The sequence below is a fragment of the Aliihoeflea sp. PC F10.4 genome (genome assembly GCF_054612275.1).
This window is the reverse complement of sequence record NZ_JBTSWH010000001.1, coordinates 605,930-624,166: the sequence shown is the minus strand read 5'-3', so window position 1 is coordinate 624,166 and position 18,237 is coordinate 605,930. Positions and strand designations below refer to the sequence as shown.

Genomic DNA, 18,237 nt, shown 5'->3' with positions numbered 1-18,237 from the left:
GGCCTTGCGGTTTGACGCGGTCAAGCGCGAAAACGGTGTTTTGCCTTCAGATCGCCTCGAAAATACCCGTGATCCCGCCTGTTTCCGGTCAAAACCGGAACAAAAAGCTGGCATTTTCATTGTCGCCGGGTTGGGACCCAACTTTCAGGAGCATACTCTGATGAAGAGACAGTCGCGGATATTTGCCGGGACCGCCCTCGGGCTGGTTATGGCTACCGCCCAGTTGAGCGCCGCGCCGGCAACCGGTGCGCGCCTTGCAGATTTGGAAGCCTTGCAGCGTGGCGATCAGGCGAATGCGCCGGTCGTTCTTGCGCAGGCGACGGAGGAAACCGAGGAAGAACTCCAGCGCCGCCTTCAGGAAGAAGGAGCGCCAGAAGAGGCCCCTGCCGAAGAGGCTCCCGCACCCGAAGCTCCTGTCGAGGAACCAGCGCCCGAGCCTGAAGTCGTCGCGCCAGAACCGGAACCGGCTCCCGAGCCCCAGCTTGCACCGGCCGAACAGGCCCCTGTGCCTGAAGAAGCTCCGGTAGAGGAACCTGCGCCCGCGCCTGAACCGGCTCCGGAGGCTGCACCGGAGCCAGAGCCGGCACCTGAGCCCGAGCCGGCACCTGCTGAAGAGGCACCTGCGCCCGCACTCGAAGCGCCTGCGGAAGAAGCCCCCGCCGAGGAGGCGCCTGCGGAAGAGCCGGCGATGGAGCAGGCACCGGCCGAAGCGGCACCCGCGGAGGAAACGCCCCCAGCCGAAGAAGCTCCGGCTGAACAGCCTGCGCCCGAAGCACCGGAGGGATTGGCTCCTCCTGTGGATGAGGCGCCCGCTGAACCAGTTCCGCCGGTAGAGGAAGCTCCTGCTGAGCAGCCCGCACCCGAAGCACCGGGCGGACTGGCACCTCCTGCCGAGGAAGCGCCCGCACCGCAAGCGCCTGCCCCTGCCGGGGAAGCACCTGTGGCGCCCGTCGAGGAAGTCGTCCCGCCGGATCAGGCATTCGAGGAAACGCAGGATCTTGCGCCCATCCTCGACAGTGCGAAGGACCCGGCCGAGGCGGAAGCTGCGTTCGAAGCGGATGCGCAGGCCGATGGCGCGACGCCCGAACAGGTCGAGGCCGAGCGTGCCGCTCGCGCTCGTCCGGTCGGCCCCGCTCCCACCTCGATCCAGGATTCGCAGGTGCTCGACGCGCCTTTCGAAGTGCAGTCACTTCGTGCGGTCGAAGGCCGCCGGATCGACCGTGCCGCCGAGCCGTTCCTCGAACGGCGCGAAGGCTCGAACGTGCTGCGCGAAATCGGCGACCGCTTCATCATCCAGTTCAACAACCAGACGATCGTTCAGTCGGACGACCGCGATCGACTGGGACGGAACGCCGATGAGGTCTATTACGAAGAACTGCCGCGCGGCATGTATCGCGAGACGATCGTTCGCCCGAACGGCGTCGAGATCGTCACGGTACGCGACCGCTATGGCGACGTGGTCCAGCGCTCGCGCTTCGACGCGGACGGTCGCGAATACGTTCTCGTTTATGCCGACGAGCGCCGCTACGAGGACGATCGTCCCCGCCGCTGGCGCGATCCGGGCCGCAACCTCCCGCCGATGCAACTGACCATCCCGGTCAGCCAGTATATTCTCGAGGCGAACCGCGTCGAGGACCCGGACGTCTATTACGAGTTCTTCGAGCAGCCGCCGGTCGAGCAGGTTCGTGAGATCTATACGATCGATGACGTCAAATATTCGTCCCGCGTCCGCGATATCGCGCGCCGCGTCGATCTCGACACGCTGACCTTCGATTTCGGTTCGGCCAATATCGGACAGAGCGAAGTCGGCAGGCTTCAGGGCGTTGCAGACGCCATGCAGCGCATGCTCGACGACAATCCCGGCGAGACCTTCCTGATCGAAGGCCATACGGATGCCGTCGGCTCGGACGAAGCGAATCTTGCGCTTTCGGACCGCCGTGCCGAAGCGGTCGCGGTCGCCCTGACGGACTATTTCGACATTCCGCCGGAAAACCTCGTCACCCAGGGCTACGGCGAACGCTATTTGAAGGTCGCGACGGAGGCTGAAGAACGCCGCAACCGACGCGTTGCGATCCGCCGCATCACCCAGCTTGTCGCCCCGGTGGCGCAGGCACAGTAGCGTACCTATATCGAGCGTTCCCTGCCCCGTCCCTCCGGTTTGTGTCCGGCGGGACAAGGCACCGAAGCCCGGTCGTCCTCCAGCGACCGGGCTTCATTCTTTTGTGAGGCATGCCGAAAGTAGCGGGCTTCGAAAGCCGGAGCGGAATGTTCGTTCAGGCGCTTGAGCAGCGGGAACGCAAAGGACCGCCGCCTGCAGGCGGCTCACGCGAAAATCACGACGCCTTCAGTCGCGTCTCGCGTAGCAATCCATGCTCTTCCAGCACCGGATAAGCGATCGAAGCCAAAAGCGAATTGATCTGCTTCAGGTCGCGGATCGTGTCGAGATGGATGGAACTGGTGTCCAGGCTCTTTGCCGCACCGTCGCGCAGGCGCACGAAGTGGCTCTGGTTGGATGCCTCCTCCATCTGCCGCAGGCGATCCTTTTCCAGAACGATCTGACGGGCCGCTTCAGCGTCTCGTGAAATCAGGACGTTGAACGCCAGTCGTGCATTGGCAAGGACCGCCGAATGAAAGGCCGCCAGTTCGCGCCAGCCCTGATCGGTGAAATCCAGCCCGCGCTCCATCTTCTTGCGGACATGAACCAACAGATTGCGCACCACGATGTCGCCGACCTGTTCGAGTTTCAGCGATGCGCCCAGCAGTTCCTTGCAGCGGGCGGCTTCCTCGTCGGTCAGGGCGCGCAGCGTCAACCGCGTCAGATAAAGCTTGATTGCGGCATGACGGGCGTCCACCCGGTCGTCAAGCGCTGCCAGCGCCTTGATGCGATCCGGCTCCGCCTTCTCGTAAAGCTCGATGACGTTCTTGAGCATGATCTCGATAGTCTCGCAGAGGCGCACGACTTCGCGCGTCGCGTTAGCGAGTGCCTGCGGCGGCGTGTCGAGCGCGCTTTCCTCGAGCGCACTGAGTTCTGCGGGGTAGAGATTTTGCGGCGAGACGGCAGGCGTGCCGAGCGCGACGATGCGTTCGGATGCCTTGTAGATCAGGCCGGCAAGCGGAATGCCGGCGATCAGGATGACGCAATTGAAGACGATGTGCGCGTTGATGATCCGGTCCGCTGCATTCGCCCCAAGGAAGTCGAGCGGCGGACGCAGCCATAAAAACAGGCTGAGCATGACAAGCGAGCCCATGCCGCGCATCAAAAGATTGCCGATCGGCACGACCCGAACGCCGGGAGCAGACGCGCGCGTGAGAATGGGTGCGATCACGGAACTGCCGAGATTGACGCCGAGCACCATGACGATGCCCAGTTCGGCCGGAATGAGGCCGCGCGTCGACAGCGTCACGAGCAGAAGCACCGCCGCGATGGAGGAATGGAAAAGCCATGTGATCAACGCGGCGAGCAGGAACGCGGTGATCGGGTCGCTTGAAAAGTAATCGACGATTACGGGCAGGAGCCGGCTGTCACGCAAAGGTTCGGCGGCATGGCCAATCATTTCCAGCGACATGATCAGCAACCCGATGCCGATCAGGATGCGTCCGATCTGCCGCCAATCGCGTCGTTCGGTCGCCATGAACATCGAGGTGCCTGCAACGAGGCAGATCGGCACAATCAGCGCGAGGTCGAAGGTCAGGATTTTCACGACCAGCGCCGAGCCGATTTCCGCGCCGCGCACGGCAAGCTGCCCTGCTATGCCAGTGACGATGCCGGCACCTGCGAAGGAGCCGACAAGCAAGGTGACAGCGGTCGAGCTTTGAAGAACGATGGCGAGTGCGGTACCGGCGATCACGGCCAGCAACGGATTGCGCATGGTCGAGCGCAGTTTGTGACGCAAGACGTCGCCATAAGCGCGCTCGACGCCTGTGCGCACCATTCGCGTTGCCCAAAGCAAAAGCGCGACCGCGCCGGCAAGATTGAGAAGAACGACAGACCCCGTCATCGCACGGCCCACTCACAGGCGACGATAAACGGCACCGGCAGCAGCGAAAAAGGAGATATCGGGCAAGCGTTCATCGGAATTGAACTCTATCCTGGCGCGGTTTTGCCCGCGACTTTTTCTTAGTCGATTAATCAGAATCGCACGCATTCGCCTTTCGCGCAAGCGCGTTTACTTTCGTTTAGGCGCGATTTTAGACCTGTGAATGTCGGGAATGATGGCGCAATCTCGTCGCGCGGACCGGCAATAATCTCTATATGGAAGTGAAAGCGAGCCGTTCCAGATGCGATTTTCCCCTTCCTTTCTCGACGAGATCCGAGACCGGGTGCCGATTTCTTCGGTCATCGGGACGCGTGTGACATGGGATCGGCGCAAGACGAATGCGCCGCGCGGCGACTTTTGGGCCTGCTGCCCCTTCCATGGCGAAAAGAGTCCAAGCTTTCACTGCGAGGACAAGAAGGGCCGCTATTATTGCTTCGGTTGCGGCGTTTCGGGCGACCATTTTCGCTTTCTAACCGAGCATGACGGCCTCGCCTTCCCCGAGGCGGTGGAAAAGATCGCCGACATGGCCGGCGTACCGATGCCCGCGCGCGACGTGCAGGAAGAGCGGCGCGAACGCGAGCGCGCTTCGCTCTCCGATGTCATGGAAATGGCGACGCAATTCTTCGAAACGCGGCTGCAAGGTGCGGACGGCGCGAAAGCACGCGCCTATCTGCGCGAGCGCGGACTGACCGGCCCCACCCAGCAGAAATTCCGCCTCGGCTACGCGCCCGAAAGCCGCAACGCGCTGAAGGAGCATCTGGCGGCCAAGGGCGTCGACAAGAGCCAGATCGAAGCCTGCGGACTGGTCGTCTACGGGCCGGACATTCCCGTCTCCTACGACCGTTTCCGCGACCGCGTCATGTTCCCGATCGAGGATGCGCGCGGCCGTGTTATCGCATTCGGCGGGCGCGCCATGTCGCCGGATGCACCCGCAAAGTACCTGAACTCCAACGACACCGAGCTCTTTCACAAGGGCAACGTGCTCTACAATCTGGCCCGCGCGCGTGCCACGGTCGCGCGCGGTGGCACCGTCATCGCCGTCGAAGGCTATATGGACGTCATCGCGCTCGCGCAGGCCGGCGTCGAGAACGCCGTCGCGCCGCTCGGCACCGCACTCACCGAAAATCAGCTCGAACTTTTGTGGCGCATGTCCGGCGAGCCGGTCCTGTGCTTCGACGGTGACGCAGCCGGCCTCAAGGCCGCATTCCGCGCCGCCGACCTCGCTTTGCCTGTGGTGCAAGCAGGCCGCAGCCTTCGCTTTGCACTCCTGCCCGATGGCCAGGACCCGGACGATCTGGTGAAAAACGAAGGCGTCGACGCCCTGCGCACGGTCATAAACGAAGCCCGCCCGCTGGCCGACATGCTGTGGCAGCGCGAAACCGCCGGCTCCACCTTCGAGACGCCCGAGCGCCGCGCCGACCTCGAAAAGCGCCTGCGTGAAGCGACCTACCGCATCAAGGACGAGGACGTGCGCCGGCACTACGCGCAGGAGATGCGCGACCGCGTTATCCGCTTCTTCGGGTCGACCCGCCCGCAAAACCCACGCTTCGAGAAAAAGGGCCAGCAACAGCGTCCAGGTGGTCCCGGCTCGATCAACAGCCAGCGTTTTGCGGTTTCCGAAAGCCTGACGCGCTCCTCGCTGGTGCGTCGCGCCGCAAGCGCCATGCCGCTGCGCGAAACGACCATCCTTGTCACGCTCGTCCACCACCCCGATCTGGTCGATGAATTTTTCGACGAGATCGATCATCTGACCATCACCAGCGCCGAACTGCGCCAGTTGAAGGCTTGCATCGTGGATGCCGCGGCTCACGGCCTGACCGGCAGGGACACGACGCTGATCGGCCATGTCGACGCCTGCGGGCTGAACGAAATCTGGCAACGGGCGCTTCTTCAGGTCAAGGGCGCCGGATTGTGGACCGCCCTGCCCGATGCGGCCCTTGACGACGCCAGAGACCATTTCACGCAGGCGCTCTACTTGCAGCAGGCCGCCCAGTCTCTACATAAGGAGCTCAAAGCGGCCGAGACTGCGCTTGCGACGGACCCGACGGACGAAAACTACCGTCACCTGATCGATATTCAGTCACAGTTGCGGGACGTGCAGGCCACCGAGGCGCTTATCGAAGGCTTCGGGGTGCAATCCGGTCGAGCTGGCCGCGGCTGAATTTGGCTTTGCCAAATCGGGTCTTGAGCATTTGATTCGCTTTTTTATCACGAATCATGCCACAGCCGCTTGACCTTCCGCTTGAATGACGGAATCAGGACGGCCACGAACTTTATCGAGCGGCTTGCCCGGATTGAAGACGGATTAAAGGACGGCACACTGGTTTTGAGCGGGCGTATACCCTCACGATCCTTGCCGAGGTTAGCCGACCGACTAGATAACGGCGTTCGGGCGCTAATCTGCGCGCGGTTTGCGCGATCTTAATCCATGTCCTTGATGACGATGGCCCATTAGGGCTTCCAATGGCCGGAAGGCCGCCTGGAGAACTGCATATGGCGACTAAAGAGAAGGAAGAGGTCGAAAACGAACGCGAGGGCGGCACTGACGGCCCCTTGCTCGACCTTTCCGACGACGCTGTCAAGAAGATGATCAAGCTCGCGAAGAAGCGCGGTTTCGTCACGATGGACGAGCTGAACGCGGTTCTTCCGTCCGAGGAAGTCACGTCCGAGCAGATCGAAGATACGATGGCGATGCTGTCGGATATGGGCATTAACGTCGTCGAGGACGACGAGAATGCCGAGGACGGCGATCGCGAGAAGGAAAGCGAAAACAGCGAGGAAGACGCGAACGAGCTGGCCGAACAGACCGGCACGGCCGTTGCGGCGACCACGACCAAGAAAGAGCCGACGGACCGCACCGACGATCCCGTACGCATGTATCTGCGCGAGATGGGCTCGGTCGAACTTCTGTCGCGCGAGGGCGAAATCGCCATCGCCAAGCGGATCGAGGCTGGTCGCGAGACGATGATCGCCGGGCTTTGCGAAAGCCCGCTGACCTTCCAAGCGATCATCATCTGGCGCGAGGAACTGAACGAGGCGAAGGTTCTCCTGCGCGAGATCATCGACCTCGAGGCGACTTATGCCGGCCCCGAGGCCGAGCAGGCGCCGGTCGTCGAGCGCACCGAGGAAGACAACAAGCCGAAGACCGATGAGAAGTCGCGCCGCCGCGACGACGACGACATCACCAATGTCGGCGGCGATACGCGCGGCGAGGAAGAGGACGACGAGGAAGACGAGGCCAATCTGTCGCTTGCCGCGATGGAGGCCGAGCTTCGTCCGCAGGTCATGGACACGCTCGACGTCATCGCCTCGACCTACAAGAAGCTGCGCAAGCTGCAGGACCAGCAGGTCGAGGCACGCCTTGCCCAGACCGGCGCGCTGTCGTCCAGTCAGGAGCGTTCCTACAAGAAGCTCAAGGACGAGCTGATCACGGCGGTAAAATCGCTGTCGCTCAACAATGCGCGCATCGAATCGCTCGTCGAGCAGCTTTACGACATCAACAAGCGCCTCGTGCAGAACGAGGGCCGCCTGTTGCGTCTGGCCGAAAGCTACGGCGTGCGCCGCGAGGATTTCCTCCAGCAATATCAGGGTTCGGAACTCGATCCGAACTGGATGAAGTCGATCGCCAACCTGTCGGCGCGCGGCTGGAAGGAATTCGCCAAGAACGAGAAGGAGACGATCCGCGACATTCGTGGCGAGATCCAGAACCTTGCTACCGAGACGGCGATTTCGATCCTCGAATTCCGCAAGATCGTGAATCAGGTCCAGAAGGGCGAGCGCGAAGCTGCCATCGCCAAGAAGGAAATGGTCGAGGCCAATCTGCGTCTCGTGATCTCTATCGCGAAGAAATACACGAACCGCGGCCTGCAGTTCCTTGATTTGATTCAGGAAGGCAATATCGGCCTGATGAAGGCGGTCGACAAGTTCGAGTATCGTCGCGGCTACAAGTTCTCGACCTATGCGACCTGGTGGATCAGGCAGGCGATCACGCGTTCGATCGCTGATCAGGCCCGTACGATCCGTATCCCGGTCCACATGATCGAGACGATCAACAAGATCGTGCGCACCTCGCGCCAGATGCTTCACGAGATCGGCCGCGAGCCGACTCCGGAAGAGCTGGCCGAAAAGCTTGCCATGCCGCTCGAAAAGGTCCGCAAGGTCCTGAAGATCGCCAAGGAGCCGATTTCGCTCGAAACGCCGGTCGGCGACGAGGAAGATTCGCACCTCGGCGACTTCATCGAGGACAAGATGGCGATCCTGCCGATCGACGCGGCGATCCAGGCCAATCTGCGCGAGACGACCACGCGTGTTCTGGCTTCGCTGACGCCGCGCGAGGAACGCGTCCTGCGCATGCGCTTCGGCATCGGCATGAACACCGACCACACGCTGGAAGAAGTCGGCCAGCAGTTCTCGGTCACGCGCGAGCGTATCCGCCAGATCGAGGCCAAGGCGCTGCGCAAGCTCAAGCACCCGTCGCGGTCGCGCAAGCTGCGCTCGTTCCTCGACAGCTAGGATATTTCAAGTCCCCGGCATGCTCCGGGGACTTTTGCATTTCTGCCCGGAGCCGACTTTGGCGAAAAAAAGAGACCTGCCAAAATATGACGAGTATGTTTTTCCTGTATTGCAGGTCATCCGAAAGCGCGGCGGGTCGGCCACGATCGAAGAGATAGAGGAAGGCACCGCCGATTTGATGGCGATGACCGAACATCAGCTCTCTATTCCACATGGCGAGACCGGACGCACCGAATTCCAGTATCGACTGGCCTGGGTGCGAACATATCTCAAAAAGTATGGCGCTTTGGAAAATAGCGAGCGTGGCGTGTGGTCGCTCACAGAAGCTGGCGAAAAAGTTTCGGAAACAGAAGCAAAAGGCGTTTTTCGAAAAGTCCATGCAGCTCGCAAAAATGCCGCAACCGCATCAGAATTGGATCAAGAAGAACTCGATACCGAAATACACGAGATTTCTTGGACCGAAAAATTGCTTGGACTTCTTGGCTCCATGCATCCTGCGGCCTTTGAACGTCTCTGCCAGCGACTATTGCGCGAGTCAGGGTTCATTCGCGTCGAAGTAACCGGGCGCCCTGCCGATGGTGGGATTGATGGTATTGGGGTTCTGCGGATGAACCTCGTATCATTTCAAGTTCTTTTCCAATGCAAGCGATGGAAGGGATCCGTTTCTGCAAGTGTAGTCCGTGACTTCCGTGGTGCAATGGTAGGCAGAGCCGATAAGGGGTTAATAATTACGACTGGCACCTTTACGTCAGAAGCTCGGAAAGAATCCACACGTGATGGTGCACCCGCAATTGATCTGATTGATGGAGAACACCTTTGCGCTTTATTGAAAGAGCGAAAACTCGGTGTGCAGGTTCATCTAGTTGAAGAAATATCACTCGATGAAAAATTCTTCGAAGGGATTTAGGGAACTTATCTGCGCAACCCCTCGATGATCGCCCCGATCGCCTTGCGCTGATCATCGGCATCCGCCCCATTTGCCACCGCCAGCGCAGCGCGATCGAACACGGCCGATAGCTGCACGGTCAGCGCATCCAGCGGCAAACGGCGTATCGCCCCCTCGCGCATGGCGATCGCCAGCCCCTCGCGCAATGTCCGCCCGCTGTTGCGCAGGTCGATCTCATCCATCGCCGCACGTCCCAGAACGGCAGGCCCGTCGAGAAGCAGAAGCCGCACGCGTCCGGCCTCCTTCATCGCCGCCAAAAACGCATCGCTGCCCGCATTGAGCGCCTCGATCGCATCCATCGTATCGGGCGCGGCATCGGTGATCGCATCGGCGACGGCCGCCGATTCAACTTCGACCACGGCGCGAAACAACGCCTGCTTGTCTGCGAAATGATGGTAGAGCGCGCCGCGCGTGACGCCCGCCGCCGCGACCAGCTCCGGCGTCCCGGTGTCCGCATATCCCTTGTCGACGAACAGCGCCCTGCCCGCCCGTATCAGTTCGCCTCGCGTCGCCTCGGCGCGCGCGGCATTGCTTCTGCGTCCACCACTAACTTGCATACATACAGCCTGTATGTTATTTCAAACTCACATGCAGATTGTATGTGTTTCCAGCGAAAGGGAAAGTCATGAAGGTGACCAGCTACTATCCCGTGATTATGACCGGCGATGTCGCTGGTACGACCGCGTTCTATGTACGCCATTTTCGCTTCAAGCCCGTCTTCGAAAGCGATTGGTACGTGCACCTGAAATCGCTCGAAGACCGACGGGTCAACCTTGCCATTCTCGATGGCGAGCACGAGACGATCCCCGCCGTCGGCCGTGGCAAGGTGTCGGGCCTGATCCTTAATTTCGAGGTGAAGGATGTCGACGCTGAATATGAAAAAGCCGAGACGGCGGGACTTCCGATCCTTCTGTCCCTGCGCGACGAGGCATTCGGGCAGCGCCATTTCATCACATCCGATCCGAACGGTGTCCTCATCGACATCATCACGCCGATCGCGCCCAGCGAGGAATTCGCCGCCGCTTACAGTTCGGAGTGAGTGTGGGCACGTCCCGATAACGCCATGTTAAATTCGGTCACAATATTGACCCGATCAAGGCTCTTGCCTTTCGGCGAGGGTCCGGCCCGCTGTTGGTGTCTGGGTGTCCTCGACCAACGGAAGGTATGAAACGATGCATTCCCTAAGAACGGCCGCACTGGCCGGCACCACGCTTGCTCTGATTTTTTCCGCTTCGGCTGCATTCAGCGAATCCGCTGGGTGGAGCTATTCCGGCGCAGAGGGTCCGGATCATTGGAGCGATCTGGCGTCGGAAAATTCGGCATGCGGCGGCTATCAGCAATCGCCCATCGATATCAAGGATACGATCAAGGCCGAATTGCCCGTGCTCGATATCGACTGGCACTCGGCAAAGGGAACGAGCGTCGTCAATACTGGCCATACGGTGCAGGTCGACATGCCGGCCGGCAGTTTCCTGGAGCGCGATGGCCATCGTTACGAACTCTTGCAGATGCACTTTCATGCACAGAGCGAACACCGCGTCGACGGCAAGTCATACCCGCTCGAAATCCACTTCGTGCACAAAAGCGTCGATACGGACGCACTCGGTGTATTGGGCGTGTTCGTCGAGCCGGGCGGCACGAACGAGGCTTTCGCGCAGCTTGCGGACGAGTTTCCGGCCGACAATGGCGAGCGCATCAGTGACGACCGTATCGACCCCAATGCCTTTCTTCCGGAACATCTGGACTATTTCGCATATGAAGGCTCGCTGACCACGCCGCCATGCAGCGAAATCGTAGACTGGATGGTCGCCAAGGAGCCGATCAAGGTCGCGGCTGCCGATATCGACAAGTTCGTCGCGCTCTATGACCATAACAACCGCCCGCCTGTGGCGCCCAACCGGCGTTTCGTTCTTTCCTCTTTCTGATCGTGAAAGGCAGGCTCTGGCCTTCTCTGCTGGAGCCTGCGATCATCGCTGCCTGTTGCGTAGAAATGAGAAAGCGAGGCGGCTATGACGGACGAGAACTGGACGGCGGGTGGTTGCCATTGCGGAACGGTGCGCTTCAAGGCGCGCCTTGCCGACGGGCTGAAAACCGCGCGGCGATGCGACTGCACCTTTTGCGCCATGCGCGGTGCGGTCGCGATTTCGGCCGCCGTCGATGACTTCGAGATCGAGAGCGGCAAGGATGCACTGACGCTCTATCAGTTCAACACCAACGTCGCCGAACACTGGTTTTGCTCGCGCTGCGGCATCTACACCCATCACCGCCGGCGCTCCGATCCGAGCCAATATGGCATCAACGCCGCCTGCCTCGACGGCGTCAGCCCGTTCGACTTCGAATGCGTCGCCGTCAATGACGGGCAGTTGCATCCGTCAGATCGAAAAGACCACAAGGGAAAGATTGTCGGATATCTGCGTTTCGAACCGGCCTCAGCGGACGATTGATGGCGCACCAGACGACGATCACACTGCCCACACGCGGTGCGGGTCTTTATGAATTCACCGAAGCCGCCGCCGAATTCGTTCGTGCAACGCACTCATCCGGCGCTGCGCTTTTGACGATCTTCGTGCGTCACACGTCCTGCTCGCTTCTCATTCAGGAAAATGCCGATCCGGATGTGCGCCGCGATCTCGACGCCTTCTTTGCCCGCCTCGTCCCGCCCGCCGACGATCCGGCGATGGATTATCTCGTCCACCGCCTCGAAGGACCGGACGACATGCCGGCGCACATCAAGTCGGCGCTGACATCCGTCTCGCTCTCGATTCCCGTTGCAAACGGCCGGTTGCTGCTTGGCACATGGCAGGGCGTCTATCTCTTCGAACACCGGACGCAGCCGCATCGGCGCGAGGTCGTGCTTCATCTCGCCTGATTTTTGGCCTATGACGCGGCCACGTTCATCAATGCCTCCAAATCGGGAGTTCGCCATGTCGTTCTGGAAGAAGCTGTTTGGGGGAAGCGCCGGCGAGCTCGCCGCCGCATCGGCCGAGCCGATCGAATACAAGGGCTTCACGATCCGCCCGCAGCCTTTTTCCGAAGCCGGGCAATACCAGACCTGCGCGATCGTGACGAAGGAGGTCGCCGGCGAGTTGAAGGAACATCGCCTGATCCGCGCCGACCGTTTTCCCTCGCTCGACGACGCGACGGATACCTCCGTGCGCAAGGCCAAGCAGGTGATCGACGAACAGGGGGAGAAGCTCTTTGGCTAGGATGATTGCGATCGCCGCATGCCTCGCGGTGCTGTCGGGCTGCGCCGTCGGCGGCGTCGCTGGCACGGCCACCATCACAGATGACCGGATCGACGCGCGCGGAACCGCCGCTGGCGTTGGCGTCGACCGAACCGGCCCCTATGGCGGCGTGCGCTCGGGACGGGTTTTCGTGAACTAGGGTCAAGTGGGCCTCGCGCACGAGGCCCCTTGTCGCTACGCCAGCAGCGCTTTGATCGTCGCGCTTGCCTTTGCGAAATCCATCTTGCCCGGATAGCGCTCCTTCAGGACGGCCATCGCCTTGCCCATATCGCGCAGCCCTTCCGCGCCGACTTCTGCGATCGCATCCTGAGCCGCCTTGCGGATTTCGTCCTCGCTCATCTGAACGGGCAGGAACTCGCGCACGATCTCGATTTCCTCGCGCTCCTGCGCAGCAAGTTCAAGCCGGGCGCCCTCTTCGAAGGCCTTGGCCGATTCCTCGCGCTGCTTGACCATCTTCGACAGGATCTGGAGGATTTCCTCGTCGTTCACCGGCTCCTTGCCGACGCCGCGATTGGCGATGTCGCGGTCGGTGATGGCCGCCTGGATCAGGCGCAGCGTCGAGACGCGTCTTTTTTCGTGGCTCTTGAGAGCTTGCTTCAACGCTTCGGCGATTTTGTCGCGCATCGTGTTTCTTTCATGTTCGACCGTAAGGCCGCTGTATAAGGGTTCGGAGTGATTGACCCGGCTTTGGCCCTGCCCTATGGTCCGCCACCTGCTTGGACCGGCTTGGCTATCGCTCGGGGTGTCTCCATATGGAGAGCACGACCCGCGCGTTTCGCTGCGCATATGGCCCGAAACGCACCTGTGATTCAAGGGCGCGCACCGCCCCCTAAACCGATCTGGAGATGGCTATGGACGCTGGAACCGCCCCCTGGAGCACGCAAAAGCCGACCGCCCTTCTGGTGCTTGCCGACGGCACCGTCATCGAGGGCAAGGGCGCTGGCTCAACCGGAGAGCGCGTAGCCGAAGTGGTCTTCAACACGGCGCTGACCGGCTATCAGGAAATCCTGACCGACCCGTCCTACCTCGGCCAGATCGTCACCTTCACCTTCCCGCATATCGGCAATATCGGTGCCAATGACGAGGACATCGAGGATTTGACGCCTGCGGCCCGCCACGGCGCGGTCGGCGCGATCTTCAAGGCGGATATCACGCCGCCCTCGAACTACCGCTCCGCCGGAGACCTCGACGCCTGGCTGAAGGCGCGCGGCATCGTTGCGATCTGCAATCTGGACACGCGCGCGCTGACCGCACTGATCCGCGAACGCGGTGCGCAGAACGCCGTCATCGCGCATGACCCGGCCGGAAATTTCGATGTCGCGGCGCTGAAGGCCAAGGCGGCCGCATGGTCGGGCCTTATCGGCCTCGATCTTGCGAAAGAGGCTTCTTCCGGCCAGTCATCCACATGGACCGAGACGCCGTGGGTGTGGAACGAGGGCACCGGCGCGCAAGGCGAACCGACCATGCATGTCGTCGCCATCGACTACGGGGTGAAGCGCAACATCCTGCGCCTTATCGCGGGTCTCGGCGCGAAGATCACCATCGTTCCGGCAACCACCGACGCGGCGACGATCCTCGCGATGAAGCCGGACGGCGTCTTCCTGTCGAACGGCCCGGGTGATCCGGCTGCGACCGGCGACTATGCCGTGCCGGTCATCAACGATCTGGTCGCCTCCGGCCTGCCTGTCTTCGGCATATGCCTTGGCCATCAGTTGCTCGCCCTCGCGCTCGGCGCAAAGACAGTCAAGATGCATCAGGGCCACCATGGCGCGAACCACCCGGTTAAGGATCACACCACCGGCAAGGTCGAGATCGTGTCGATGAACCACGGCTTCGCGGTGGATTCGAAGTCCCTGCCGCAAGGCGTTGAAGAGACTCACGTTTCGCTGTTCGACAGCTCGAATTGCGGCATCGCGCTTTCCGGCAAGCCGGTGTTCTCGGTCCAGCACCATCCCGAGGCCTCGCCCGGCCCGCAGGATTCACACTATCTCTTCCGCCGCTTCGTGAACCTCATCCGCGAGCGTCAGGGCGAGCCGGCGCTGGCGGAGTAATCCCCGGACACGACGATCCCGGAACCCGCTTAAATCTGCCCCGACAGCGTATCGCACTGGTCGAGCCGGCCGCTTTCATAGCCGCGCGTGAACCATGTCTGCCGCTGCTCGGATGATCCGTGCGTGAAGCTGTCGGGAACCACCTGCCCCTGCGTGCGGCGCTGGAGCGTGTCGTCGCCGATCTGATGCGCCGCGTTCAGCGCCTCGTCGATGTCGCCGGCCTCGAGTAGTCCGCGCTGCTCGGTGAAATGCGCCCAAACGCCCGCATAGCAGTCCGCCTGCAACTCCACCCGCACCGACATCTCGTTGGCCTGCGTCTCGCTCATGCTCTGTCGTTGACGGTTGAAATCCGGCAATACGCCCGTCAGGTTCTGGACGTGATGGCCGACCTCATGCGCGATCACATAGGCCTGCGCGAAATCGCCGGACGCGCCGAAGCGGCTGGCAAGCTCGTCGAAGAAGGAAAGGTCGATATAGACCTGCCGGTCGCCGGGGCAGTAGAACGGACCGACCGCCGAAGACGCCGTGCCGCATGCCGATTGCACCGCGCCGGAGAACATGACGAGCGTCGGCTCCTCATAGGTCTCGCCTTCGGCCTCGAAAATGCCGTTCCAGACATCCTCTGTCTCGGCCAGAACGACGCCGACGAACTGCGCGGCCTCGTCATTGGCGGGCGGTGCCTGCCGTTGATCCGTCGTCTGCGTCGTACCGCCCCCGCCGTTCAGGAGATCGCCGGGATTGATGCCGATGGCGGGCAGGATGATAAACAGGGCGACGATAAGCACGAGGCCGCCTATGCCGCCGCCGCGTCCGATGGGGATCGGGATGCGCGGTCCGCCGCCGCCCAATCCGCCCGGGATGCGCGCTGGCCCCTGCCCGCGCCTGTCGTCGATATTGGAACTTTCGCGGCGACCTCTCCAGCGCATCGGCTGCCCTCGCTTTTTCCGGCCTTGTGGCCGCACCGTCATATTAGCGCATCGCGATGCGATAGCTACGCTAAACGAGCGAAAGCGGCGAAAGGTTCAAGCGGCTCGCTTCTTGCCGAAACCCATCTCGCGGATGGCCAGCATCCCTGCCGCAATGAAGGCAAACGCAAGCGCCGCTACCAGCACGATGCTCCCCGAACCTGAGGCCAGCGAGATCAGGCTCGTGCTCATGATGCGCCCAGGCAGGAACGTGAACGCGCCCGCAATAACGATGCCACCCAGATACATCCCCGCCACCATGCGTCGATGCGCGGTGATGTTGTGCCGTCGGGCGGCACGCACGGCCGTGAAGCAACTGACGATCACATAGATCGAGATGAGATGTATCGGGCTGAAATCCCCGACCAGCCGAATTTCATGGATGAAAAAGGTGGACAGGGAGGTCACCAGCATCAGTCCCATCCATATTTTCCCGAGCGTTCTGTGGCTGCGCGTTCCCTTCGGCCGCGCCAGCAACCACGCACCCAAAATCGCGGCGGGCACGACGGTCGCGACGTGAAACTGGACGGCAAGCGGCGCATCGAGAAGCGTAACGGCGGACATGGCACATTCCTTGTCGGGCAAAGGTTGAATTCCTGCCCTTGTTCGTCCAACCATCCTTCGGCATCAAACGTGAAGGCGCAGATGACGGAGTGCAGTTCGTGAACGGCCAATTCGTGCAATCCGCGCTTCGTGAATTGCACGTCCTTCTGCGCTCGCCGCGCCTATGGGCAACGTTTCTCGCGGTCGTTCTCATCTTCTGGGTCACCGGGCCGTACGGCACGGCAGAACGCCTCGCTGCAGCTCCCCGCTTCGGCTTCTGGCTGGTCCTTCACACCGGCGCCTGGGCCTGCGCGCTCGTCTGCGTCGTCATCGCCGATGCGCTTTTGGAACGGCGCATGGAAAATCGCCTCGCCCGCATGATGGTCGGAGCCGTCGCCGCCGCCCCACTCATAGCGCTCGTCACGCAGGGCCTTGGCGCGGCGACTTTCGGCAACCCGATCACCGGAGCGAGCTACACTGCGGCGGTCTTCACCGGCCTCGTCCTATCGGTGCTGTTCTGTGCTCTCACCTGGCTGTCCATGGGCAAGGAACTGTCGCCCGCCGACGCGTCGCCGGCAGGTGCGCCGGAAACGCCCTTCCTGCGCCGCCTGAACCCTTCGATCCGCGCCGCGCCGCTGCATCTGGCCGTCCAGGATCATTACGTCGAGGTCACGACCTCGCGCGGCCGCGAACTGGTGCTGATCCGCTTTTCGGATGCGCTCGACGAACTTGGAACAATCCCCGGCATGCAGGTCCACCGCTCGCACTGGGTTTCCGATGCCGCCGTAAAAACCGTCGAGCGCGACGATGGCCGCCTGACGATCATCCTGTCGACCGGCGCGCGCGTTCCCGTCAGCCGGCCCTATGTGGCGGCGGTGCGCGCCCGCTGGCTTTGACCTTGGCTTCGTCTTCTATATGGTCCCGCGTCCGGCCATCGCCGTAAGAATTCAGGAGGAGATACCGATGACCATTCGCGCTGCCGCCGCGCTCACTGCTTGCCTTGTCGCCCTTTCCGCATCATTGGCTCACGCGCAAGGCACCTATCCAGAGCGGCCGGTCACGCTGGTCGTCCCCTTCCCGCCCGGCGGCACGCTCGATGTGGCGGCACGGCTGCTCGCCGCCGGCATGGAGCCGTCCTTCGGCCAGCGCGTCATCGTCGAGAACCGGCCGGGCGCAGGCGGCAATATCGGCGCGGATCATGTGGCAAAGAGCGAGGCCGACGGCTACACGCTCGTCCTCGGCGCCCTGTCCACGCATGGCGTGAATGTCAGCCTCTATCGCGACATGCCGTTCGACCCCGTCGCCGATTTCGAGCCCGTTTCACTCGTCGCGCGCACGCCCAACGTACTTGTCGTCAATGCCGACATGGATGCCGAGACGGTTGCCGATTTCATCGAAAGCGCGAAGGCCGATGAGGACGGCTTCATGTTCTCGTCCGGCTCGATCGGCAGTGCCGGACATCTGGCAGGCGAGCTACTGAACGTCGCAGCCGGCATCGACGCGACCCACATTCCCTATCAGGGCTCTGCCGCCGCCATGCAGGCGGTTCTGGCCGGCGAGGTCGATTTCATCTTCGACAATCTGGCCTCCGCGTCGAGCCATATCGATGCAGGTTCGGTCCGCCCGCTGGCCGTTACGACCGCAGAGCGCACGCCGTTTGCACCGGATTTGCCGACGATGGTGGAATCCGGCTTTGCCGATTTCGACATCACGACGTGGTTCGGGGTACTCGCGCCTGCCGGCACACCTCAGCCGGCCATCGAACGCCTCAATGCCGAAATCCGCACGGTCCTCGAATCGGACCGTTTCCGCGAAGCGCTCGCCGCGCAAGGAGCGGAGGCAAGCCCATCCTCACCTGCCGAATTTGCCGACTTCATCGATGCCGAGATCGCAAAATATGCGGCGATCATCGACGAGGCCGGCATCGAGATGCAATGA

Annotated in this window: 19 protein-coding genes; 13 read left to right on the top strand and 6 right to left on the bottom strand. The window is 62.0% G+C overall.

What is annotated here, in order from left to right:
• The first annotated feature begins 160 nt into the window (after positions 1-160).
• A complete protein-coding gene (locus tag ACX82Z_RS03030) occupies positions 161-2,119 on the top strand; it encodes an OmpA family protein (protein WP_459586672.1) in 1,959 nt (652 codons plus the stop codon).
• A gap of 214 nt (positions 2,120-2,333) precedes the next feature.
• Here the strand turns inward: ACX82Z_RS03030 and ACX82Z_RS03025 are convergent, their stop codons facing one another.
• Together ACX82Z_RS03025 and ACX82Z_RS03020 are read right to left on the bottom strand one after the other, a co-directional pair.
• Positions 2,334-3,998 (bottom strand): Na/Pi cotransporter family protein, encoded by a 1,665-nt coding sequence (locus ACX82Z_RS03025; RefSeq protein WP_459586671.1) that lies wholly within the window; start codon positions 3,996-3,998, stop codon positions 2,334-2,336.
• Between the two features lie 12 nt (positions 3,999-4,010).
• Positions 4,011-4,145, bottom strand: coding sequence for a hypothetical protein (locus ACX82Z_RS03020; protein WP_459586670.1), 135 nt, complete (start codon positions 4,143-4,145; stop codon positions 4,011-4,013).
• 133 nt (positions 4,146-4,278) lie between these two features.
• Between ACX82Z_RS03020 and dnaG the strand changes: the two genes are divergently transcribed.
• The 3 genes from dnaG to ACX82Z_RS03005 all read left to right on the top strand — a co-directional run bounded on the left by dnaG (position 4,279) and on the right by ACX82Z_RS03005 (position 9,456).
• Positions 4,279-6,198 carry a DNA primase gene (dnaG, locus tag ACX82Z_RS03015; RefSeq protein ID WP_459586669.1) on the top strand — a complete coding sequence of 640 codons (1,920 nt, stop codon included), beginning with the start codon at positions 4,279-4,281 and terminating at the stop codon, positions 6,196-6,198.
• Between the two features lie 332 nt (positions 6,199-6,530).
• On the top strand, positions 6,531-8,549 hold the full coding sequence (gene rpoD / locus ACX82Z_RS03010) for an RNA polymerase sigma factor RpoD (RefSeq protein ID WP_459586668.1): 2,019 nt from the start codon (positions 6,531-6,533) through the stop codon (positions 8,547-8,549).
• A gap of 58 nt (positions 8,550-8,607) precedes the next feature.
• A complete protein-coding gene (locus ACX82Z_RS03005) occupies positions 8,608-9,456 on the top strand; it encodes a restriction endonuclease (RefSeq protein WP_459586667.1) in 849 nt (282 codons plus the stop codon).
• 5 nt (positions 9,457-9,461) lie between these two features.
• Here the strand turns inward: ACX82Z_RS03005 and ACX82Z_RS03000 are convergent, their stop codons facing one another.
• Positions 9,462-10,052: a TetR/AcrR family transcriptional regulator gene (locus tag ACX82Z_RS03000; RefSeq protein WP_459586666.1), complete on the bottom strand. Its 591-nt coding sequence runs from the start codon at positions 10,050-10,052 to the stop codon at positions 9,462-9,464.
• Between the two features lie 68 nt (positions 10,053-10,120).
• Between ACX82Z_RS03000 and ACX82Z_RS02995 the strand changes: the two genes are divergently transcribed.
• The 6 genes from ACX82Z_RS02995 to ACX82Z_RS02970 all read left to right on the top strand — a co-directional run bounded on the left by ACX82Z_RS02995 (position 10,121) and on the right by ACX82Z_RS02970 (position 12,879).
• A complete protein-coding gene (locus ACX82Z_RS02995; protein WP_459586665.1) occupies positions 10,121-10,534 on the top strand; it encodes a VOC family protein in 414 nt (137 codons plus the stop codon).
• 133 nt (positions 10,535-10,667) lie between these two features.
• Entirely contained in the window at positions 10,668-11,420 is a 753-nt protein-coding gene (locus tag ACX82Z_RS02990; protein ID WP_459586664.1) for a carbonic anhydrase, read from the top strand.
• An 84-nt stretch (positions 11,421-11,504) separates the two neighbouring features.
• On the top strand, positions 11,505-11,939 hold the full coding sequence (locus ACX82Z_RS02985; protein WP_459586663.1) for a GFA family protein: 435 nt from the start codon (positions 11,505-11,507) through the stop codon (positions 11,937-11,939).
• Positions 11,939-12,364 (top strand): secondary thiamine-phosphate synthase enzyme YjbQ, encoded by a 426-nt coding sequence (locus ACX82Z_RS02980; RefSeq protein WP_459586662.1) that lies wholly within the window; start codon positions 11,939-11,941, stop codon positions 12,362-12,364. Before ACX82Z_RS02985 ends, ACX82Z_RS02980 begins: the two co-directional genes overlap by 1 nt.
• 55 nt (positions 12,365-12,419) lie before the next feature.
• A complete protein-coding gene (locus ACX82Z_RS02975) occupies positions 12,420-12,701 on the top strand; it encodes an HlyU family transcriptional regulator (protein WP_459586661.1) in 282 nt (93 codons plus the stop codon).
• Positions 12,694-12,879: a hypothetical protein gene (locus ACX82Z_RS02970; RefSeq protein WP_459586660.1), complete on the top strand. Its 186-nt coding sequence runs from the start codon at positions 12,694-12,696 to the stop codon at positions 12,877-12,879. The genes ACX82Z_RS02975 and ACX82Z_RS02970 overlap by 8 nt, the downstream gene beginning before the upstream one ends.
• 35 nt (positions 12,880-12,914) lie before the next feature.
• Here the strand turns inward: ACX82Z_RS02970 and ACX82Z_RS02965 are convergent, their stop codons facing one another.
• On the bottom strand, positions 12,915-13,364 hold the full coding sequence (locus ACX82Z_RS02965) for a GatB/YqeY domain-containing protein (protein WP_459586659.1): 450 nt from the start codon (positions 13,362-13,364) through the stop codon (positions 12,915-12,917).
• 227 nt (positions 13,365-13,591) lie between these two features.
• Here ACX82Z_RS02965 and carA point away from each other — a divergent pair, with 227 nt between their 5' ends.
• On the top strand, positions 13,592-14,791 hold the full coding sequence (gene carA / locus ACX82Z_RS02960; protein WP_459586658.1) for a glutamine-hydrolyzing carbamoyl-phosphate synthase small subunit: 1,200 nt from the start codon (positions 13,592-13,594) through the stop codon (positions 14,789-14,791).
• A 29-nt stretch (positions 14,792-14,820) separates the two neighbouring features.
• On the opposite strand, the gene ypfJ is transcribed toward carA, so the two are convergent.
• Positions 14,821-15,717, bottom strand: coding sequence for a KPN_02809 family neutral zinc metallopeptidase (gene ypfJ, locus ACX82Z_RS02955; protein WP_459586657.1), 897 nt, complete (start codon positions 15,715-15,717; stop codon positions 14,821-14,823).
• Between the two features lie 96 nt (positions 15,718-15,813).
• Entirely contained in the window at positions 15,814-16,320 is a 507-nt protein-coding gene (locus ACX82Z_RS02950) for a DUF2306 domain-containing protein (protein WP_459586656.1), read from the bottom strand.
• A gap of 98 nt (positions 16,321-16,418) precedes the next feature.
• Here ACX82Z_RS02950 and ACX82Z_RS02945 point away from each other — a divergent pair, with 98 nt between their 5' ends.
• A complete protein-coding gene (locus ACX82Z_RS02945) occupies positions 16,419-17,195 on the top strand; it encodes a LytTR family DNA-binding domain-containing protein (protein WP_459586655.1) in 777 nt (258 codons plus the stop codon).
• A gap of 67 nt (positions 17,196-17,262) precedes the next feature.
• Complete coding sequence (locus tag ACX82Z_RS02940) at positions 17,263-18,237, top strand: Bug family tripartite tricarboxylate transporter substrate binding protein (RefSeq protein WP_459586653.1); 975 nt, start codon at positions 17,263-17,265, stop codon at positions 18,235-18,237.

Bases quoted from the DNA above. Each gene is read 5' to 3' on its own strand.
- ACX82Z_RS03030 (WP_459586672.1), top strand. From the start codon at position 161: ATGAAGAGACAGTCGCGGATATTTGCCGGGACCGCCCTCGGGCTGGTT.
- ACX82Z_RS03025 (WP_459586671.1), bottom strand. From the start codon at position 3,998: ATGACGGGGTCTGTCGTTCTTCTCAATCTTGCCGGCGCGGTCGCGCTT.
- ACX82Z_RS03020 (WP_459586670.1), bottom strand. From the start codon at position 4,145: ATGCGTGCGATTCTGATTAATCGACTAAGAAAAAGTCGCGGGCAAAAC.
- dnaG (WP_459586669.1), top strand. From the start codon at position 4,279: ATGCGATTTTCCCCTTCCTTTCTCGACGAGATCCGAGACCGGGTGCCG.
- rpoD (WP_459586668.1), top strand. From the start codon at position 6,531: ATGGCGACTAAAGAGAAGGAAGAGGTCGAAAACGAACGCGAGGGCGGC.
- ACX82Z_RS03000 (WP_459586666.1), bottom strand. From the start codon at position 10,052: ATGCAAGTTAGTGGTGGACGCAGAAGCAATGCCGCGCGCGCCGAGGCG.
- ACX82Z_RS02995 (WP_459586665.1), top strand. From the start codon at position 10,121: ATGAAGGTGACCAGCTACTATCCCGTGATTATGACCGGCGATGTCGCT.
- ACX82Z_RS02990 (WP_459586664.1), top strand. From the start codon at position 10,668: ATGCATTCCCTAAGAACGGCCGCACTGGCCGGCACCACGCTTGCTCTG.
- ACX82Z_RS02985 (WP_459586663.1), top strand. From the start codon at position 11,505: ATGACGGACGAGAACTGGACGGCGGGTGGTTGCCATTGCGGAACGGTG.
- ACX82Z_RS02980 (WP_459586662.1), top strand. From the start codon at position 11,939: ATGGCGCACCAGACGACGATCACACTGCCCACACGCGGTGCGGGTCTT.
- ACX82Z_RS02975 (WP_459586661.1), top strand. From the start codon at position 12,420: ATGTCGTTCTGGAAGAAGCTGTTTGGGGGAAGCGCCGGCGAGCTCGCC.
- ACX82Z_RS02965 (WP_459586659.1), bottom strand. From the start codon at position 13,364: ATGCGCGACAAAATCGCCGAAGCGTTGAAGCAAGCTCTCAAGAGCCAC.
- carA (WP_459586658.1), top strand. From the start codon at position 13,592: ATGGACGCTGGAACCGCCCCCTGGAGCACGCAAAAGCCGACCGCCCTT.
- ypfJ (WP_459586657.1), bottom strand. From the start codon at position 15,717: ATGCGCTGGAGAGGTCGCCGCGAAAGTTCCAATATCGACGACAGGCGC.
- ACX82Z_RS02950 (WP_459586656.1), bottom strand. From the start codon at position 16,320: ATGTCCGCCGTTACGCTTCTCGATGCGCCGCTTGCCGTCCAGTTTCAC.
- ACX82Z_RS02940 (WP_459586653.1), top strand. From the start codon at position 17,263: ATGACCATTCGCGCTGCCGCCGCGCTCACTGCTTGCCTTGTCGCCCTT.